Source organism: Streptomyces sp. NPDC093221, from assembly GCF_044753885.1.
Classification (GTDB): Bacteria; Actinomycetota; Actinomycetes; order Streptomycetales; family Streptomycetaceae; genus Actinacidiphila.
Genome location: NZ_JBIVOA010000001.1, coordinates 1,002,254 through 1,020,573 on the forward strand (window position 1 = coordinate 1,002,254; position 18,320 = coordinate 1,020,573).

At 72.0% G+C, this 18,320-nt stretch carries 18 protein-coding genes; 14 read left to right on the forward strand and 4 right to left on the reverse strand.

Annotated elements, in window-relative coordinates; all coding sequences use genetic code 11:
• The first annotated feature begins 2 nt into the window (after positions 1 to 2).
• The 11 genes from ACIQCJ_RS04495 (at position 3) to ACIQCJ_RS04545 (ending at position 9,329) form a co-directional block, all read left to right on the forward strand.
• Complete coding sequence (locus ACIQCJ_RS04495) at positions 3 to 446, forward strand: TadE/TadG family type IV pilus assembly protein (protein WP_401310066.1); 444 nt, start codon at positions 3 to 5, stop codon at positions 444 to 446.
• Between the two features lie 3 nt (positions 447 to 449).
• A complete protein-coding gene (locus ACIQCJ_RS04500) occupies positions 450 to 941 on the forward strand; it encodes a Tad domain-containing protein (protein WP_401856193.1) in 492 nt (163 codons plus the stop codon).
• Positions 942 to 1,088: 147 nt separating this feature from the next.
• On the forward strand, positions 1,089 to 4,163 hold the full coding sequence (locus ACIQCJ_RS04505; RefSeq protein WP_402710659.1) for a BTAD domain-containing putative transcriptional regulator: 3,075 nt from the start codon (positions 1,089 to 1,091) through the stop codon (positions 4,161 to 4,163).
• Positions 4,164 to 4,238: 75 nt separating this feature from the next.
• A complete protein-coding gene (locus ACIQCJ_RS04510) occupies positions 4,239 to 4,535 on the forward strand; it encodes a hypothetical protein (RefSeq protein WP_402710660.1) in 297 nt (98 codons plus the stop codon).
• A complete protein-coding gene (locus ACIQCJ_RS04515) occupies positions 4,511 to 4,906 on the forward strand; it encodes a hypothetical protein (protein ID WP_402710661.1) in 396 nt (131 codons plus the stop codon). The genes ACIQCJ_RS04510 and ACIQCJ_RS04515 overlap by 25 nt, the downstream gene beginning before the upstream one ends.
• A complete protein-coding gene (locus tag ACIQCJ_RS04520; protein ID WP_402710662.1) occupies positions 4,903 to 5,943 on the forward strand; it encodes a hypothetical protein in 1,041 nt (346 codons plus the stop codon). Before ACIQCJ_RS04515 ends, ACIQCJ_RS04520 begins: the two co-directional genes overlap by 4 nt.
• A gap of 120 nt (positions 5,944 to 6,063) precedes the next feature.
• Positions 6,064 to 6,339: a hypothetical protein gene (locus ACIQCJ_RS04525; protein WP_402710663.1), complete on the forward strand. Its 276-nt coding sequence runs from the start codon at positions 6,064 to 6,066 to the stop codon at positions 6,337 to 6,339.
• A gap of 5 nt (positions 6,340 to 6,344) precedes the next feature.
• The gene (locus ACIQCJ_RS04530) at positions 6,345 to 7,682 is read left to right on the forward strand and encodes a hypothetical protein (protein ID WP_402710664.1); all 1,338 of its coding nucleotides are present in this window, start codon (positions 6,345 to 6,347) and stop codon (positions 7,680 to 7,682) included.
• Positions 7,679 to 8,095, forward strand: coding sequence for a hypothetical protein (locus ACIQCJ_RS04535; protein WP_402710665.1), 417 nt, complete (start codon positions 7,679 to 7,681; stop codon positions 8,093 to 8,095). The genes ACIQCJ_RS04530 and ACIQCJ_RS04535 overlap by 4 nt, the downstream gene beginning before the upstream one ends.
• A complete protein-coding gene (locus tag ACIQCJ_RS04540; protein ID WP_402710666.1) occupies positions 8,092 to 8,727 on the forward strand; it encodes a hypothetical protein in 636 nt (211 codons plus the stop codon). Before ACIQCJ_RS04535 ends, ACIQCJ_RS04540 begins: the two co-directional genes overlap by 4 nt.
• Positions 8,724 to 9,329: a hypothetical protein gene (locus tag ACIQCJ_RS04545; RefSeq protein ID WP_402710667.1), complete on the forward strand. Its 606-nt coding sequence runs from the start codon at positions 8,724 to 8,726 to the stop codon at positions 9,327 to 9,329. The genes ACIQCJ_RS04540 and ACIQCJ_RS04545 overlap by 4 nt, the downstream gene beginning before the upstream one ends.
• 9 nt (positions 9,330 to 9,338) lie before the next feature.
• On the opposite strand, the gene ACIQCJ_RS04550 is transcribed toward ACIQCJ_RS04545, so the two are convergent.
• Positions 9,339 to 9,977 (reverse strand): CGNR zinc finger domain-containing protein, encoded by a 639-nt coding sequence (locus ACIQCJ_RS04550; RefSeq protein WP_402710668.1) that lies wholly within the window; start codon positions 9,975 to 9,977, stop codon positions 9,339 to 9,341.
• 194 nt (positions 9,978 to 10,171) lie between these two features.
• Between ACIQCJ_RS04550 and ACIQCJ_RS04555 the strand changes: the two genes are divergently transcribed.
• Positions 10,172 to 11,578, forward strand: coding sequence for an MFS transporter (locus ACIQCJ_RS04555; RefSeq protein ID WP_402710669.1), 1,407 nt, complete (start codon positions 10,172 to 10,174; stop codon positions 11,576 to 11,578).
• On the opposite strand, the gene ACIQCJ_RS04560 is transcribed toward ACIQCJ_RS04555, so the two are convergent.
• The 3 genes from ACIQCJ_RS04560 to ACIQCJ_RS04570 form a co-directional block, all read right to left on the reverse strand.
• Complete coding sequence (locus tag ACIQCJ_RS04560) at positions 11,517 to 13,196, reverse strand: transporter (protein ID WP_391162455.1); 1,680 nt, start codon at positions 13,194 to 13,196, stop codon at positions 11,517 to 11,519. The two genes, ACIQCJ_RS04555 and ACIQCJ_RS04560, sit on opposite strands and share 62 nt — an antisense overlap.
• Positions 13,196 to 14,077 (reverse strand): ATP-binding cassette domain-containing protein, encoded by an 882-nt coding sequence (locus ACIQCJ_RS04565; RefSeq protein ID WP_391043145.1) that lies wholly within the window; start codon positions 14,075 to 14,077, stop codon positions 13,196 to 13,198. The genes ACIQCJ_RS04560 and ACIQCJ_RS04565 overlap by 1 nt, the downstream gene beginning before the upstream one ends.
• Before the next feature lie 141 nt (positions 14,078 to 14,218).
• Positions 14,219 to 14,875, reverse strand: coding sequence for a bifunctional DNA primase/polymerase (locus tag ACIQCJ_RS04570; protein ID WP_391043148.1), 657 nt, complete (start codon positions 14,873 to 14,875; stop codon positions 14,219 to 14,221).
• Positions 14,876 to 15,133: 258 nt separating this feature from the next.
• Here ACIQCJ_RS04570 and ACIQCJ_RS04575 point away from each other — a divergent pair, with 258 nt between their 5' ends.
• Positions 15,134 to 16,513 carry a transcriptional regulator gene (locus ACIQCJ_RS04575; protein ID WP_188279929.1) on the forward strand — a complete coding sequence of 460 codons (1,380 nt, stop codon included), beginning with the start codon at positions 15,134 to 15,136 and terminating at the stop codon, positions 16,511 to 16,513.
• Between the two features lie 235 nt (positions 16,514 to 16,748).
• Positions 16,749 to 18,245: a hypothetical protein gene (locus ACIQCJ_RS04580; protein ID WP_402710670.1), complete on the forward strand. Its 1,497-nt coding sequence runs from the start codon at positions 16,749 to 16,751 to the stop codon at positions 18,243 to 18,245.
• Positions 18,246 to 18,320 lie beyond the last annotated feature (75 nt).

Genomic DNA, 18,320 nt, shown 5'->3' on the forward strand with positions numbered 1-18,320 from the left:
CGATGCGTACCCGACTGCGAACCGCACTGCGCACCAGACGGGTGGGGGAGCGGGCCGACCGAGGGCTGTCCACCATCGAGGTGGTGATCCTCGCCCCGATCATGATCCTGTTCATCCTGATCCTGGTCGCCTTCGGCCAACTCGTCGACGGCCGGGGCGCGGTGGACGGCGCCGCCAGGGACGCCGCCCGCGCGGGGTCGATCCAGCGCAGTCAGGGCGTCGCCATGTCCGAGGCGATCGCGGCGGCCCGGGCGGACCTCGGCGACACCTGCGTGGCCGGCACCTTGTCGGTGAAGAAGACCAGCGAGGGCTTCGAGGCCGACACCCTCTTCAGGGTCGAGGTGAGCTGCACCATCCGCGGCCTCGCCTCGCTCGGCCTCAAGATCAACAAGACGATCACGTCGACGGCGGCCTCACCGCTCGACCCGTACCGACGGGCGGAGTGACCGATGCACCGGACACGGCACGTCGTACGGCGCCTCGTAGGAAGGGTGGCGCGGAGGGTGGTACGCCGCCCCGACCGCGGCTCCGGCACCGCCGCGATGCTCATCTTCGCCGTGGTGTTCATGGCGCTCGCCGCCTTCGTCGTCGACGGCGGACTGTCGATCTCCAAGCGCGAGCGCGCCGCCGACATAGCCGAGCAGGCGGCCCGTTACGCGGCCCAGGACATCGACGTCGAGGCGCTGCGCAACGCTCCCGCGGGCACCCAGCCCGTGATCAACACCGGGGCCTGCACCGGCAGGGTCAGGAATTTCGCCGAGCAGTCGGGGCTGAGCCCGGCCGACGTCATGGCCTCCTACTGCACCTCCGCCCTGCCCAACCGGGTGGAGGTGACCGTCCAGCTCACGTATGAGCCGATGCTCACCGGTTTCTTCTACGACCACAACATCGTCGTCCACGGTACGGCGGCGGCCGAGTCCGTCACGGGACCGGCCAACTAGTCCGTGACAAGCAGCCCTTAGCAGCATTCGTACAGCACCAGTCGTACAGCACCAGTCGTACAGCAGCAGTCGTTCAGCACCAGCCGTTCAGCACCAGCCGTTCAGCCGAAGCACCAGCCGCTCCAACCGAAGGCAGAGGAAGCAGCCATGGCACGCACGACCGCCACGGGACGTAACCGTACGCAGCAGGGTGGGGCGGCGGCGCGCCCGCCGCGCAGGCACCGTACGTTCGGCGACTTCGTGCGCGCGCTCGGCGCGTTCCTGGCGCTCGCCGTGCTCGTGGTGGGCGTGCCGGGCGCGCTCCTGTACTTCATCGGGTCGCCCTTCCCGCACCACTTCGACTCCGACCTGGTGCAACAGCCCATCACCAGCGAGACGTTCGTCAACACACTGGCCGTGATCGTATGGCTGGCCTGGGCGCAGTTCACGGCGTGCGTGCTGGTCGAGACCAAGGCGGCGGTCTCCGGCGTGGGCATGCCGAGCCGGGTGCCGGGCGCGGGCCCGAGCCAGTTGCTGGCACGGCAGTTGATCGCGGCGCTGCTGCTCGTCGGCGTGAGCACCGCGGGCCTCGTCCCCGGTCTGTCCCAGCTCGGCCAGGGCAACCAGCACGAGAGCCAGGCGCGGCCGGGCGTGGCCGCCACCGCGCAGCAGACCCCCGGCCAGCAGCACCAGGCACGTACCGTCAGCGCCGCCGTACCGCATCAGCAGGCCGCCCAGCACGCGGCGGGATCGCACCAGAGCGCGGGTCAGTCGGCGCACAAGGACACCAAGTTCTACCGGATCCAGCCGCCCGAGGGCAGGCACCACGACTCGCTGTGGGAGATCGCGCAGCGCCACCTCGGCGACGGCCGCAGGTACAACGAGATCTACCAGCTCAACAAGGACCGCGTGCAGCCGGACGGCTCCAAGCTGTCGCAGGCCAGCCTCATCCGGCCCGGCTGGGTGATGGAGATGCCCTCCGACGCGCACGGCGGCGACCTCGTGGAGATGCCCGTCGCGGCCACGCACGTCGCGCCCGACGTGCAGCATTACGCCGAGCACGGCGGCGCCAAGGACACCACGGCCGAGGGCGCGCACGCCTCCGCCCAGCACGCGGCGGCCGAGCAGGGCGCCGGCGGGACCGGCGCCCAGGGCGGCGGATCGGGCGGTTCCGGTTCCACCGACAGCGCGTCCGCCGAGACCGGCCCCGACGGTACGGGCACGGGCGGTACGGGCACGGGCGGTACGGGCGGGTCCGGCGGTCGCCACGCGGCCGTCACCACCCCGGCCCATGCCGAGACGGCCCCCGAGCACGGGCCCACCGCCGCCTTCACCGCGAACTCCTCCTCCCACTCGCACGGCTTCGACCTGTCCGAAGCCCTGATCGCCGCCCCGCTGCTGGCCGCGGGCCTGCTCGCCGCGCTCGGCCGCCGCCGTCGTACGGCCCTGTGGCAGTCGGTCACCGCGGGCGGCCTGCGCACGCCGCGCACCCCCACCGGGCCGCAGGCCGACGCCGCCGACGCGCTGCGCGTGGGCGCCGACCAGGACACCGTCGCCTTCCTCGACCGCGCGCTGCGCGCGCTGTCCGGCCGCCTGGACGCCGAGGGCCTCAAGCTCCCGACCGTCTACGCCGCGTGGCTCACCGACGAGGCCCTGCACCTGCAACTGGCCTGGCCCGAGGGCCAGCCGCCGGCCCCCTGGCAGCTCGGCCAGGACCAGACCTTCTGGCGGCTCGACCGCGCCGACCTCACCGAGGACGCGGACGTGTCGGCGGCGGCCCCGTACCCCGGCCTGGTCGCGCTCGGCACGCTCGACGGCGCGCGGCTGCTGCTCAACCTCGAAGCGGTGCCCGGCATCGTCTCGCTGTCCGGAGCCGCCGCCGACCGCGAGGCCGTACTGGCCTCCGTCGCCTCGGAGTTGGCCACCAACGGCTGGTCGGACCGGATGACCGTCACCCTCGTCGGCTTCGCCGAGGACCTCACGGCCCTCGCCCCCGCCCGCGTCCGGCACCTCGCCGACGTGCCCGAGGTCATCGAGACGATGTCCGCGGAGACCGCGCAGCGGGCGGGCGCCCTGCGTACGGCGGGCCAGGACAGCGTCCTCACCGGCCGCACCGGCCGCGCCCAGCACACCCAATGGGCACCGCACCTCGTCCTGCTCGCCGCCGAGCCCACCGAGGAGGAGGCGAACCGGCTGGCCGAACTCGCCTCCGACGCGGGCCGGCTCGGCATCGGCTACCTCGTCGCCTCCAGCCGTCCCGACATGCCGGGCGCCGCCTGGGAGCTGGAGATCACCTCCGCGGGACGGCTGCTCGCCCCGCTGCTCGGCCTCGACCTCGAAGCGCAGGTGCTGCCCGCCGATCAGTACCAGGCCGTGCTGCGGCTGTTCGCCGAGGCGGGCGGCGAGGACGGCCCCGGATCCGGCCCCGACGCCCCGCCGTTCATGGTGGACCTCTCCGACCAGGGACGGCCCGGCGTGTACGCGCGCCTGCTCGGCTCCTTCGAACTCGTCGGCGTCGACGAGCCGTCCGCCGAGCGCAGCCAGCTCCTCCACGAGGCCCTGGTCCTGCTCCTCCTGCACCGCGAAGGCGTCCACCCCCGCGTCCTGGCCTCCGCGCTCTGGCCGCGCGGCGTCACCGAGGACGTACGCGACGCCCTCGTCGAGCGCCTCCGCGACTGGCTCGGCACCGGTCCCGGCGGCATCGCCCGGCTCACCATCGACGACACCGGCCGGATCGTCCTCGCGTCCTCCGTCGTCTCCGACTGGGACGTCCTCCAGACCCTCCACCACGAGGCCACCGAGGGCAGCGCCGCCTCCGACCCCACCGCCCGCCGCCGCCTGCTCACCCAGGCCCTCTCGCTGGCCCGCGGCCCGCTCCTCCAGGACCGCACCGCGGGCCGCTACGGCTGGCTCTCCCACGAGATAGTCGACGCCCAACACCCCGTCCTCGTCGCCGAGATCGCCCTCGCGCTCTCCGCCCTCCACCTCGACGCGGCCAAGCCGAAGGCGGCCGTCGCGGCCATCGAGACGGCCCTGGTCGTCGCCCCCAACGACGAGCGCCTCTGGCTCGAACTCCTCCGCGCCACCCAGGCCACCGGCGACCCCGCCCGCCTCCAGGCCGCCGCCAACTCCCTCATCGCCCGCAGCGACTCCCTCGGCGGCCCCAGCCGCGGCCTCCCGCCCCGCGTCGAAGCCCTCCTGGACGAACTGCTCCCCGAATGGCGCGGCAGCATCGCCAACTGACCCTCACGAACTGACCATCATGGCGGGGGAGTATCACCAACCGACCCTCTCCCCACGGACTCTCACGGAGCTTCGATGAACAAGTCCCTCGCCGCCGCGGTCTCGACCGTCACCCTCACGGTGACGGCCCTCGTCACCCTCACGGCCTGCGGTGGCTCGGACGACTCCGCGAGCGACAAGATCACCGACACTCCGTCGTCCCAGTCCGCCCCGTCGCCGACCGCGTCCGCCACGGCGTCGCCGGTCACCTCCGCGACGGCGGAGCCCATGGACTTCCACCTGCCGTCCGACATCAAGGTCGTCATCGACGCCGATGCGACCGGCGACGCCGCCAAGGACGCGGTACTGTGCACGGCCAGGCCCACACATTGACGGCGCGTCAGAAGCTCTACGTCGACCTGGATCCGGCCTCGAACGTACTGAAAGCGTACTTCTCCGGACAGGCCCGGTCGTTCTACGCTGAGCAGATCGCGAAGCGGAAGAAAGAGGGCCGTACGGTGACGGGGACCTACCGCTACTACGACCGCAAGGTGACGGCGGTGACGGCCGATACCGCGGTCGTGACCTATTGCGAAGACCAGTCCAAGGCGTACTCGAAGGACATCAAGACCGGTGAGGTCCTGCGCACCGCGCCGACCGCCGACGACTACCGCCTCTATACGGCCACTTTGCTGAGGAACGCGGCGGGCGTCTGGCAACTCGACTCCTTCCAGGGCAAAGCGGCCGCCCCAGCCTGCCAATGAGGGCCCCTCGGCGGGCCGTCGTCGGCGCGAGCGTCCTCAATATCCTCGGCGTCCTCGGTTTCCTTGGCGTCGCGTTACTGGGAGCGGCGAGTCCCGCCGTCGCGGGAGACGGCGACCCCATCTCCCCGCCGCCCAAGCCTCCTACGCGTCAGGCGACCTCCGACAACGGCTCCATCAGCGCGGGCGTCCAACTGGACACACGCCACAACGGCAGCGGACGCTCGGTACCGGTGTCGGCGGTGGACCGCAACTGGACGCCGCCGCTGTGCTGGAGTCAGCCGAAGTACGACGCGGAGCAGTACAAGGACTGGGCGCTCGGCCCTGAGAACGTCGGAATCGGTCCCAACGCCGCCCAGATCGCCGAGACCGTCAAGAAGCGCACCGACTTCCACGAAGACGCCAAGGGCGCATGGTGGTTCCGGACCTACGACGTCGACCAGATGACGTCCGGTTCCACGACGCCCGGCCGGGTGGCCGCGTGCACGTCGGTCCCCGGCCAACAGTGGGTCGACGCCGTCGCCCCCAAGCCGATGCTCGCTCTCTCACCCCAGGTGCTGTCGGGCCTGGCCTACAAGGCCCTGCTCCTGCCCACACCCCCCGTCCGATTGAGCCCGGTCGCCGACAACCAAATCGTCAACGTCCCCACCTTCGCGTCGTTCACCGGGGCCCTCCCCGACCGTGTCTGGGTGACCGCCAGCTTCGACGCACTCGGCCTCACCATCGCTGCCACAACTGTCGCTGTCCCCAGCGCCCTTCGCATCGACGCGGGTACTCCTTACGCCGAGCCGCAGACGTGTGAATACGACCTCACACCTGCCGCGGGCGGCGGGTACCAGGTGGACTCGTCGAAGGACGCCTGCAACGTCACGTACCGCAAAGCGGGCCCGTACACCCTGCACGCCGAGATCACGTGGAAGGTGACGTGGACGGCGTCGGCGAATCCGAACGGACCGGTGGCGGAGCCGGGCTTGCCGGACGGACTGTCGGGCAATGATGTCGCGGTGGTGGCGAAGGAGGTCCAGACGGTGGTGCGCTGAGCGTGTGAGCGGTGCCGCGTCAAATCCGATTCACCCGTAACCCCGAGGCGGATCGGGGTCGTTGTCAGTCCGTAGGTAACGGCATATGACGGCGACAACGAGGGTGGTCGGGGTACGAGGATGGCGGACCTCATTGTGACGGATCAGGTGCTCGCCGATTCGGAGCGGCTGTTGACGAAGCTGCACTTCGAGTTCAAGAGCATCAAGGTCCATCGGGACGACCTGCACCACATCTGGGGGTCGGGCGCGGTGGCGGGCGCGATGGACGCGTTCGTCAACAACTGGGCGTGGTACCGCAAGAAGCTCATCGGCGGCATCGAGTCCGTCGGCGGACTCGTCGGCGCGGCCCGCGAGACGTTCAAGCAGACCGACGAACACCTCGCCAAGAGCGGCTGACCCCCGTGGCGACGACCACCAGGCCGCGCCCGCGCGACTGGCACCCCCTCACCGACACCGATCCCACCCCCGGCGACCCCGAGTCCATTCGCGACGAAGTCGCCCACATGAAGCTCCTCGCGGGCATGCTCAGAGCCGAGGCCGCCGACCTCAAGGTCATCGGCGCCGGCGACGGCCTCAAGGGCCGCTACGCCACCAAACTGCGCGACGAAGCCCGCGAACTGGAAGTCCACCTCCGCGAGACCGCCGGCCGCTATGAACGCATCCACGGCCATCTCACCGCCTGGGCCGCCGAATTGGAGGCCATCCAGTCCGACGCCGACCGCATCCTGCGAGGCGCGCGCGCCGACGCCGAGACGGCTCCCCCTGAGGATGCCGAATCCACCTCGGGCCCGGGCTCCGGTTCCGGCTCCAGCGACGACCCGCTCGCCAGGCACCGCCGCTCCCTGACCAGGGTCGAGGCCCACCGCGACGAGCGGGCATCGCACTACGCGGCGCGTATCCGGCACGAGATCAACGACAAGATCAAGGACAGTTGGTGGGAGCGGCGCAAGAACGAGATCGACGGGGTGAAGGGGGCGATTTCGCTTGTCGCGGATGTGATGAGCTGGGTCGCCACCGCTATCGCCCTGGTCGCGATCGTGATGACTCCAGCGGGCTGGGTCGCGGCACTCGCGATGTGGCTCGCGATCGGCGTTTTCGCCGCGCACCTGCTGCTCGCCTCCGCCGGTGACTGTTCCTGGCTGGACGTCGGCATGGACATCTTCGGCCTCCTTACCATGGGCGTTGGCACGATCGCCCTCAACAATCTCCGAGGCGTCCAGATCGCCACGAAGCTCGCCGCCGAGGCCGCAGCCGAGGAGCGGGCCGCCGCCACTGCCACCCGCGCCTCCCGGTCGGTCCTCGACCGGACCTCCGCCACCGTCAATCGTCGCGGTACCACCAGCGCAGCCCGGGCCACGGCCCGCCACGAGCGCAACATCGCCAAGGCGGCGGCAAAGCGCGCGGGCCGCGCCGCCGCTGCGGGCGAGGCCGCCACCCCCGTGGCCGAGGCCACCCAGCGCGAAGCGGTGCTTCTGGGCGGCGACCGCGAGACGGCGAATCTTTACAAGGACGTGGTCCGGATGCGGGCCGCGTATCCGCAGAGTGCCGCTGTGCAGCGGGCGAGCCAGGGTGCCGAGCGGCACCGGAACGCGTTCCGGGACGCATGGGCTGGCGCGACCGCAGTTGACCTTGGCGACAAGTTCGTCGGTGACAGCGACCTGTTCCCTATGAAGCCCGCTTCTGAGGACTACGGAGGCTTCAAGGAGCAGTACGTCAAAGAGATCGGGAGTGCCTGGTGAGGACAGTGCTTCCCTCGCGTGGCCGCAAGCTTGAGTCCTGCGGTGATCTCACTCTTGTCCGCAGCGACAAGCTGATCCGGTGGGGCGGGGTCATTCCACCACTGTCCGTCTTTCCGACCCTGGTCGCGTTACGGCTCCTGGACGGGACGGCTGGCGAACTCGCCGTCGTCATTGGACTCTTCGCCCTTGCCGGGCAGGCACTCGTCTGGACCGGCATGCGGGGAATGCAGAGGTGCCAGGGCTGGGCGGACGGGGTTTTGTTCTATCTCGCCGCAGGCGGATTGTTCTCGGGCATGACGCTCTTCCTCACGGGCATTCCGGCAGTCATGCCGATTCCCCTCCTGGCTCCAGCCACCGCCTGGCTTGCCAAAGTGCGGCTTCGCCGCAAACCCCCGGCGGAGGCGGCCCCGTGACCGCAGAGGCCACCCCCGTCGGGTACACCCTCGTGCTGCCCCCGGGCTGGGCCCGGATCCCTCTGCGCGCGGGCACCGCGACGGCGTTGGACGAGAAGGTGTTTCGGGGGATCGAGCGGATTCCGGCGGGGGTGCCGAGGGATGAGGGGATGGCGTTTCGGGCGGAGGTGCGCCGGAGGGTGGAGGGGATGGCGCGGGAGGCGAGGGCGGGGGGTGGGCTGGATCTGTATGTGCCGGTGAAGGCGCGGGCGGGGCTGGTGGTGGGGGCGTCGTTCGTGGTCGCCGAGGTGGCGGGGGAGTGGGCGGGGGAGGAGCCGGGGGCGGAGGCCGTGTTGGGGCGGCTGGTGGGGGAGGAGCGGGGCGGGGCGCCGGGGGAAGTGCGGGAGGTCGCGGGGACGTTGGGCGTGCGGTGGGAGTACGTGGAGCCGCCGGCCCTCCGCGAGAGCGAACCGGTGGAGACGTATGCACGGCATGTCGACTACGTCGTCCCCGTGCCGAGGCAGGGCGCGGGGCGGTGGCTCGCGGTGGCGTTCTCGACGGTGGGGGACGGAGATCCGGGCAGCGAATTCACCAGGGCGCTGGCCGAGTTGTTCGACGCGCTGATGACGACGTTCCGTTGGAGCTACGCGTGAGCGGGAGCCGGCTGGACGCCCGGCGGGTGGACGGTTCGCGGTGGGTGTGGGTGCCGCCGCGGTGGCCGGTGCCGGGGAGCGAGGGGGAGTTCCCGGACGCCGCCGCGTACGCGCGGGTGATGGCCGAGGCGCACTGGGAGGACAGCGCCTTGACGCCGGGCCCCGGCGAGGTACGGGAGTTGGCCGAGGCGCTGACGTACGGGATGGAGCGGTATCCGCGCGTCTATCCGGGGTACGGGCTGCACTTCCACCTGGACGGCCCGCGCGGGAATCCGCTGGCCGTGTACTGGGCGGAGTTCGACATCGAGGGCGAACTGCCCGGCGAATTGCGGGAGCTCACCCACGCGGACGCGGAGTACGCCGTGGAGCCGCCGATCGTCGAGGAGTTCGGCAGTGAGCACTTGGGCACCGGCATCCGCGTGATGCGCTACTTCGTCGACCCGGACGACAACGGCATCACCATCGGCCTCCGTTACGGGTGGCGCGTGCCCGAGCACGGTGCGGACGTGCTGGTGATGACGGCGGCGCCCGATCCGGGGCGGGTGCTCCGGGCTATGGACGACATCGACGCCTTCGCGCGGGCCCTGCACTTCGGCCCCTGACGTCACCGGCTACGCGCTCCGCGCCCGTAGCGCCGTCTTCTTGGCCTGGTTGCCGCACACGTCCATGGAGCACCAGCGCCGCGTCCCCGGACGGGACTGGTCGAGGAAGACGGCGCCGCAGGCCGGGGAGGCGCAGGGGCGCAGGCGCGGCAGCAGTTCGGGGGTGGCGGCGAGGTCGAGGGCGTCGCGGGCGATCAGGGCGAGGGTCGCGGCGAGGGGGTCGTCCGCGTGCCACTGGAGGTCGCCGGAGGGAGCGAGGCGGGGGGCGGGGACGGCGTGGGCGGCGGCGCGGTTGAGCCGGGTGCGGGCGGTGTCGCCGAGGCCGGAGCCGGGGGCCGCGCCGGGTTCCCTGCCGGGGGCCATGGCGGCGCTGACCAGCGCGTGGACCGCCTCGCGCAAGGCGCGGGCCTCGCGCAGCCGGGCGGGTGTGGGCGGGGTGGCGGGTACGTCGGAGCAGGGGCCGCACTGCCGTACCCAGGCGATCAGCGCCTCCGGATCGGCCAGCTCCTCGGTGACCGCGGGCGTGCCCCGGTAGCGCAGTGTCCGCAGGTAGTCGAGGCACAGCCGCCCGGCGCCCTCGCGGAAACGCGGCTGAGTACGGCCGCCGTCCAGGGCCGGGGCGTAGGCGTCGATGCCGTTCGCGGTCATACGGGCCACTCTACCGGGGAACCGGTTTAACTGGTACCTTCGGAACTGGTTAAACCGGTTTCCACTTCGACGAGGTATCGATGTCCCAGCCGTCGTCCGACGCACCGTCCCCAGGGCCCGAACCCGTGCACATACCCGCGTCCGGACCCGCCGCCGCAGGGCCCGGACACGCAGTCGGCGCCACACCGGTCCCCGTGCCGGGCCCGCCCCGCCGCCTCATCGTCCTGCTCGCCGTGGCCTGCGGTCTGACCGTCGCCAACCTCTACTACGCGCAGCCGCTGCTCAGCGAGCTGCGCCAGGCGTTCGGGATCGGCGCGGTCGCCGCGGGCAGCCTCGTCACCGTCTCCCAACTCGGTTACGCCGCCGGCCTGCTGCTCATCGTCCCGCTCGGCGACGTCATCGAGAAGCGCCGCCTCGCCACCGTCCTGCTCGCCCTCACCATCGCCGGTCTGGTGCTGGCCGGTCTCGCACCGGGCTTCGCCGTCCTGCTCGCCGCGCTGCTGATCGTCGGCACGACGCTCGTCGTCGCCCAGATCCTCGTGCCCTTCGCCGCCGACCTCGCGCCGGACGAGAGCCGCGGCAAGGTCGTCGGGCAGGTGATGAGCGGCCTGCTGACCGGCATCCTGCTGTCCCGTACCTTCGGCAGCCTGCTGGCGGACGCGACCAGCTGGCGGGTCGTCTACCTGACCTCGGCCGGGCTGATGACCGTACTGACCCTGGTACTGCGCAGGTCCCTGCCGCGCCGCGCTCCCGGAGCCGACGCCGCCACGCTGTCGTACGGGCTGCTGCTGCGCTCCACCGCCCGCCTGCTGCGCGTCCATCCGGCGCTGCGGCGCAGGGCGCTGTACCAGGCCGCGATGTTCGGCGCCTTCAGCGTCTTCTGGACCACCATCTCCTTCGTTCTGACCAGCGATCCCTTCAACTACAGCCAGTGGCAGGTCGGCCTCTTCGCGCTCGCGGGCGCGGGCGGCGCACTGGTGGCACCGCTCGCCGGACGCTGGGCCGACCGCGGCCTGGTCCGGCCGATGACGGCCGTCGCCTTCGTCACCGCGGCCCTGGCCTTCGGCCTCGCCGGGGTGGGACGGCACAGCGTCATCGCGCTCGGTGCCGCCGCGGTGCTCCTCGACATGGCCGTGCAGACGACCCTGATCCTCGGCCAGCAGGTGATCTACCGGCTCGACGGCCAGGCCAGGTCCCGGCTCAACAGCGCCTTCATGGCCACCTTCTTCGTCGGCGGCGCGGTCGGATCACAGGCTGGTTCCTACGCCTACCACGCCGGTGGCTGGACCTCGGTGGCCCTGCTCGGCGCCGCCCTGCCCGCCCTCGCGCTGCTCTACTGGATCGCGGAATGGCGCGGCCCGCGGCGCCGCGCCGACCGAGCGGACGGCATCGACACGGCCGGCACCGCCGACAGGAAAAGCAGCACAGTCCGGGCAGGCAAGGACGGCAGCACAGGCCGGGCAGGCAAGGACGGCAGCACAGGCCGGGCAGGCAAGGACGGCACCGCCCTCAACGACCACCTGCCACCGGCCCCGTCCGTCACGCCTTCGCCACCACCCCCAGGATCTCCGGAAGACGATCGAGCAGCCGCGGAGCGGTGAACCGCAGCGAGACCGCCGCGACCGCGAGCCCGTACAGCGCGCCCACCGGGAGCACCACCCACAGCAGCGAATGGAGATCGTTGAAGTGGAGGGCGAGGGTCAGCGCGATCACCGGTAGCGACAGGGCCGCGCCGCTGAAGGTGCCGCCGACGACGTTCAGCGCGACGAGACCGCCCTGGCCGGGCGCCGCGTTGGCGAACGGGTTGTCCTGCGGGAGCGCGTACGGGTAGCGGACGCTCGCGTAACTGCCGGTCGCGATGAGCGCGCCCAGGAAGGCGAAGGACAGCCCCAGCGTCTCGGGCAGCGCCGACACTCGGTGGAGCAGCAGCGCCGCGCCGGTGGTGACGACGGTGACGTACGGCACGGCGATGGCGGCCAACGTCAGCGCCCGGCCGCGCAGTTCGAGCGCCGCGTCCCTGCGGGTGGTGATCGTCGCCGACACCGTCCAGAAAGCGGAGCCGTCCATGCCGAACTGGTTGTACATCTGCATGCCGAGCAGCCCCGCCGCCCACAGGCACTGGTAGACGGTGCCGTGCTGCACCACCGCGACCAGCGGCAGCAGCAGCCCGACGGCCAGCCCGGTCGCCCACGCCGCCTTCGACCTCGGGTCGCGCCACAGGTACCGGAACTGCCGCTCCATCACCGTGGCCGTCCGGCCGCCCACCAGCCGTCCGGGCAGCAGCCGGGCCGGCAGCGAAGGGCCCGCCGCCGCCCCGCCCCGCGCCTTCGACCCCTCGCGCTCCGGCGCCGCCTGGAGCGTGGACGCGTCGGGCGAGACCATCAGCCGGTGCAGGCTGGCGTGCCACCAGCGCAGGACCAGCGCCAGCACGGCGACGGTGAGGGCCAGTTGCACGACGGCCAGGCCGTACGACCCGCGCGCCGTCGAACGCACCGCGTCCACGGCGGGCGCGGGCGGAATCCAGCGCAGTACGGACGCCACCGAGGTCGCCCGGTGCAGACCGCCGTCGGACGACAACGAGTTGACGCCGAGGTTGACGAGCTGGGCACCCACCGCCACGAACAGACCGCTGAGCAGGGCCAGGTCGCGGCCCTTGCGGCTGGTCAGCAGCCGGGTGTTGGCGGCGGCCACCGCCCGCGACAGCGCCACGCACAGCAGCAGCGTCAGGGCCACGGCCACGACCGCGACGACCCACGCGGCCCCGCCGTGCGCGACCGCGACGACCGCACCGGTCGACACCAGCAGTGTGAAGAGCGGACCGACGCCGATCAGCGACGACACCAACAGCGCCGTTATCAGCGGGCGCGGCCGTAGCGGCAGCATCGCCAGCCGGGTCGGGTCGAGCGTGTCGTCGCCGCCGAAGAAGAACAGCGGCATGATCGCCCAGCCCACGACCAGGACGACCGTCACCGTGACGGCGGCGGACGGTGCGTAGTGGTTGTTCCGCAGCGCGACCATTCCGGCGCCCATGCCGAGCGCGTACAGCATCGCGAAGGCGACGCCGAGGGACCAGCCGACCGTCCGGCCGGTGGACCGGCGCAGGCCGTTGCGGAAGAGGGTGAGCTTGAGCCGTACGAAGACCGGCGTGAGCGAGGAACCGCGACCCGGCGGGGGCGGCGGCGCGGGAGCGGCGAGCGGGGCGGTGGCCGAGGTGGTCATCACTTGCCGCCGCTCAGCCAGTCGAGCGCCTGCCCGTCGCGCCGGTCGGCGCCCACCAGCGACAAGAAGGCGTCCTGGAGCGAGGGAGCGGTGCCGCGCACCTCGGCGAGCGGGCCGCGCGCCACGATCTTGCCCGCGGCCATGACCGCGACCCAGTCGCACAGGCTCTCCACCAGCTCCATCACGTGCGAGGAGAAGACGACCGTGCCGCCTGACTCCGTATAGCGCTCCAGCACACCGCGGATGACCTGCGCGGACACCGGGTCGACGCCCTCGAACGGCTCGTCGAGGAAGAGGACTTCGGGATTGTGCAGCAGGGCGGCGGCCAGGCCGATCTTCTTCCGCATACCGGTGGAGTAGTCGACGACCAGCTTGTTCTGCGCGGCCGACAGGTCCAGGACGTCGAGGAGCTGACCGGCGCGCTTGTCGACCTCGGCGCCCGGCAGACCGCGCAACCGACCCGTATAGCCGAGCAGTTCACGTCCCGACAGCCGCTCGAACAGCCGCAGACCCTCCGGCAGCACGCCGATCCTGGACTTCACGCCGACCGGGTCCGTCCACACGTCGTGGCCCACGATCCGCACACTGCCGTCGTCCGGCCGCAGCAGGCCGGTGATCATGGAGAGCGAGGTCGTCTTCCCCGCCCCGTTCGGCCCCACCAGGCCGATGAAGCGGCCCGCGGGCAGCTCCAGATCGATCCCGGCCACGGCCACTTGCTCGCCGAACCGCTTCCACAGCCCGCGCACACGCACAGCGACCGGATCGGTGTCTCCGGCCGCCTCGGACACCTCCTCGGCGGTCCTCCCGTACGGCACCGGCCGGTACGGCGTCAGCTTCCGCTGCGACTCCTGCTCCCCCTGCGACCTCTGCGGCTCCGACATGGCGGCACCTCTCCCCGTCTCGCGCCCCTGCCCCCGGCGCGCCGCTGGTCGGACGACGCGCGAAGGTCTACGTCCGACAACCCTAGACGCGACCACTGACAGTGACCGAAGAACTCGGGAGCGTGAGCCTCCGAACAGGGGTCAGCGGCCCCTCGCCGCCGCCAACTCCCGCCCGCACGCGTACGCCAGCGGGCTCAGCAGCTCCTCGACGTCCGGCAGCCACCGGTTCAGGGCGGTCGGCTGCCGCGCCCACTGCACCGAGGCGCCCGGCCCCGTCCGTGTCGGCGGCGCGGCGATCCAGTCGCCCTCGCCGCGCACCCGCAGGTCGAGCGAGCCGGGCGCCCAGCCCAGCTTCCGCAGCAGATCGGGCACCTTGACAGTGGCGCCGGGCAGGACGAAGAAGACCAGCCTGCGGTCGGGCGTGCAGATCACCGGGCCCAGCGGCAGATCCATCCGCTCCATCCTGGCCAGCGCCAGGCACCCCGCCACCTCCGGCACGTCGACGGCGTCGAACGTACGGCCTGTCGGCAACAGGACCGAGGCGCGCGGCTGCTTGCCCCACATGCGCCGTACCGCGTCGGCGCTGCCGCTGGCGTGCGCCGCCCAGTCGGGCCGGGTCGGGTGGGCGCCGGGAGCAGGGCAGGTGGGAGACGCGCAGGAGCACAGCGCGGGGCCGCCCGTGTCGTCCTCGATCCAGGAGCCAGGGAGCACGTCCCAGTGCCGCTCCTGCGCGTATCGGACGGCCGTGTCGAGAAGTTGGGCGGTGAGCTGCCGCGGTGCTCCGATGGTGTCTTCCACGCGCTGCACAACTTCCCTCGTCAGCGTGAGTTACGGGGGCCGGCCCCTCGGCTCATGGCGGGCGCACTGGTGCACGCCCGGGGGCGCGTGCGCGATCCGGGCCCGTATTCGGGTAGTCACTTGGGGTCCGCGTGTCGTTCCGCTCGTTCCGCTAAAGGCGAAAACGACATGAAATGCCGCTCTAACAGGGCATTTTTCGGTGATGAGATGGGCACCTGTCACCAGGACGAGGTACGCATCGTCGAAGTGGGGGAATTGATGGCCGCACGACCGCTCGTGGCTCGGCAACCGAACGAACGGCTTCAGGCACTTATCCAGGAGGCCGGCTGCTCCAACGCCGGGCTCGCCCGCAGGGTCAACATGTGCGGCGCCGAACACGGCCTCGACCTGCGGTACGACAAGACGTCCGTGGCCCGCTGGCTGCGGGGTCAGCAGCCGCGCGGCCGGGCCCCGGCCATCATCGCCGAGGCGATCGGCCGCAAGCTGGGACGCGCCGTGTCCATCGACGAGATCGGCATGGCCAACGGCAAGAACCTGGCCACCGGCATAGGTCTGCACTTCGCGCCGACCGTCCTCGGCGCGATCGAGCAGGTCTGCGAGCTGTGGCGCAGCGACGTCGGCCGCCGCGACTTCCTCACCGGCTCCACGGTCGCCGCCTCCGCCCTCGTCGAGCCCAGCCGCGACTGGCTGATCACCCGCCCCGACCAGGGCGTCGCCCGCAACGGCGGTGCCAGGGTGGGCATGTCGGACGTCGAGGCCGTCAAGGCGACGACGCAGGCGCTCACCGACCTGGACCACCGCTTCGGCAGCGGACACGTCCGCCCGGTCGTCGTCCACTACCTCAACAGCGTGGTGTCCGGGTTACTCGCGGGCACCTACCGCGACCAGGTCGGCAGGGAACTCTTCGGCGCCGTCGCGCGGTTGACCGAACTGGCGGGCTACATGGCCGTCGACACCGGACAGCCCGGACTCGCCCAGCGCTACTACATCCAGGCGCTGCGCCTGGCCCAGGCGGCGGGCGACCGCGGCTACGGCGGCTACATCCTCGCGGCCAGCATGAGCCACCTCGCCGCCTCGCTCGGCAACCCGCGCGAGATCGCCCAACTCGCCCGCGCAGCACAGGAAGGCGCCCGCGGCCAGGTGACACCCACGGCGGAGGCGATGTTCTACGCCGCGGAGGCCCGCGGCCACGCGCTGCTCGGCGACGCCCGCACCTTCGCGACCGTGGCCAACCTCGCGGTCGAGTCCATGGAACACTCCCGGCCCGACGACGACCCGCCCTGGATCGCCCACTTCGACCACGCCTACCTCGCCGACGAACTGGCGCACTGTCACCGCGACCTCGGCCAGGCCGCGCCCGCCGCGCGCCGCGCGGAGGAAGCGCTCGCCGCGCACCCCGAATCGCGCACCAGGCGCCGTGCCATCGACATGCTGCTGCTCGCCGACGCCCAGGTGCAGCAGCGCGAACTGGAAGAGGCCTGCAACACGGGCACCCGCGCCGTCACCCTTCTGTCCGGTCTGCGCTCCAACCGCGGCGCGGAGTACCTGGACGACTTCCGCCGCCGCCTGGAGCCCTACGCGGCGGAGCCCGTGGTCCGCGAGTTCGGCGCCCGTCTGGAGGAACAGGACGCCGCATAGCGGACCATCACCGAATCGTTACGCGACCGACACCGCGTCCCCGCGCGGTGGCCAAAGCGCTGGAGAGACCTTGCGGGAACGGGCCCGGTACGCCCGGTACTTCCGCCCTCTCGGTGTGTCATGACGTTCACTCGTTCGGGTACGTGGTTGATGGTCCGGTTAACCCGGTAGCGTTGGCGGATGGTTCGGAAGGATCCGGCAACGGACGACAGGGCATAGGCGGGAGTCAGCGGCGATGCACACCGACGGACGCGGCGAGGAGACGCCTGAGGCGTACCGGGGCGTCGTGGTGCCCGCGGGGCGGCAGCAGCCGCCCTACGGGGAACATGTGCAGCCGGCCGGCGGCTCCCCCTGGGGCGAGCCCGCCCCGCTGCCCGAGCCCGCCGACGCCACCCAGATGCTGCCGCCGTATCCCGGGAGCATGCCGCCGCCCGCCGTCCCGGTGGCCGACGCCACGCAAATGCTGCCCCCGTACCCCGGCGGCGACCCCGGCATGCCGATGGCCGCCGCGAGCCAGGGGCCGGGCCCCGTACCGCCGCTGCCGCCCGTCCCGCCGCAGGCGCCGCCCGCGGCCCCGCAGCAGCAGGCCGCCGACGCCACCCAGGCGCTGCCGCTGTCCATCTTCCAGGACCGCGACCAGCAGGAACAGCAGCCGCAGTACGGCGGCCCGCAGTCCCCGCCCCCGCAGCAGCCGTACGAGCAGTCCTTCGAGCAGCCTTACGACGGCTACGGGCAGCAGGGGTACGACCAGCAGCAGTCGTACGGCGGCCAGCAGCAGTACGGCCAGCAGTCGTACGACCAAGGTCAGGGCCAGGGTCAGGGTCAGGGCCAGGGCGGCGGGTACGAGGAGCAGCCCCAGACGGGGCCGCAGCACGACAGCGACTACGACCACCTGTTCCGCAGCGACGTGCCCGGCCCGGAACCGCTGCGCCAGCGGATCATCCAGCCGCCGTCCCAGCAACAGCAACAGCAACAGAAGCAGTACGGGCAGCAGCAGGGCGGCATGGGCCAGCCCCCGCAGCAGCCGTACGACCCCGGTTACGGCTACGACGGCGGGCACGGTCAGGACGACGGTCCGCGCCGCAGGCTGTCGCCCCTCATGGTGATCGGCATCGTCGTCGCCGGGTGCGTGGTCGCGGGCCTCGTGGTCGGCGGGCTGTTGAACAAGGGCGGCGACGCCAAGACGGACAACACCGCGTCGAAGAGCGGCACCCCGGCGTCCTCCGCGCCGAGCACGTCCGCGAGCGGCAGCACCGACTCCGCGGCCGACGACGCCGTCAAGCAGCAGGCGCAGGGCCTCGACGCGCTGCTGAAGACCAGCGGCAACAGCCGCAGCTCCGTGGTGAGCGCGGTCGAGTCGATCAAGAACTGCAAGAATCTCGGGCCCGCCGCCGCCGACCTGCGGTCCGCCGCCACCCAGCGCACCGGCCTGGTCACCCAGCTCGGCAGCCTGTCGGTGGACAAGCTGCCCAACCACGCCGACCTGACCGAAGCCCTCACCAAGGCGTGGCAGGCCTCGGCCGCCGCGGACGGCCACTACGCGAACTGGGCCGACCAGGCCGCGCACAACCACAGCGTCTGCAAGGGCGGCCACGCCCGCAGCACCGGCGAGGCCCAGGACGGCAACCGCGAGAGCGGCACCGCCACCGAGCAGAAGAAGCGCGCGGTCCGGTTGTGGAACGCCATAGCGAAGCAGTACGGGCTCACCGAGCGGCAGTACAGCCAGCTCTGAGCCGCGGGGCCGTTGGTTGACGGGGCCACGCGCGTATACGCGTCACCGCGCGTTTCCTTGCCCGCCTGTGCGCTC

Coding starts and splice junctions, on each gene's coding strand:
- ACIQCJ_RS04525 (WP_402710663.1), top strand. CDS start 6,064: ATGGCGGACCTCATTGTGACGGATCAGGTGCTCGCCGATTCGGAGCGG.
- ACIQCJ_RS04495 (WP_401310066.1), top strand. CDS start 3: ATGCGTACCCGACTGCGAACCGCACTGCGCACCAGACGGGTGGGGGAG.
- ACIQCJ_RS04505 (WP_402710659.1), top strand. CDS start 1,089: ATGGCACGCACGACCGCCACGGGACGTAACCGTACGCAGCAGGGTGGG.
- ACIQCJ_RS04560 (WP_391162455.1), bottom strand. CDS start 13,196: ATGACCACCTCGGCCACCGCCCCGCTCGCCGCTCCCGCGCCGCCGCCC.
- ACIQCJ_RS04550 (WP_402710668.1), bottom strand. CDS start 9,977: ATGACCGCGAACGGCATCGACGCCTACGCCCCGGCCCTGGACGGCGGC.
- ACIQCJ_RS04565 (WP_391043145.1), bottom strand. CDS start 14,077: ATGTCGGAGCCGCAGAGGTCGCAGGGGGAGCAGGAGTCGCAGCGGAAG.
- ACIQCJ_RS04500 (WP_401856193.1), top strand. CDS start 450: ATGCACCGGACACGGCACGTCGTACGGCGCCTCGTAGGAAGGGTGGCG.
- ACIQCJ_RS04575 (WP_188279929.1), top strand. CDS start 15,134: ATGGCCGCACGACCGCTCGTGGCTCGGCAACCGAACGAACGGCTTCAG.
- ACIQCJ_RS04520 (WP_402710662.1), top strand. CDS start 4,903: ATGAGGGCCCCTCGGCGGGCCGTCGTCGGCGCGAGCGTCCTCAATATC.
- ACIQCJ_RS04580 (WP_402710670.1), top strand. CDS start 16,749: ATGCACACCGACGGACGCGGCGAGGAGACGCCTGAGGCGTACCGGGGC.
- ACIQCJ_RS04510 (WP_402710660.1), top strand. CDS start 4,239: ATGAACAAGTCCCTCGCCGCCGCGGTCTCGACCGTCACCCTCACGGTG.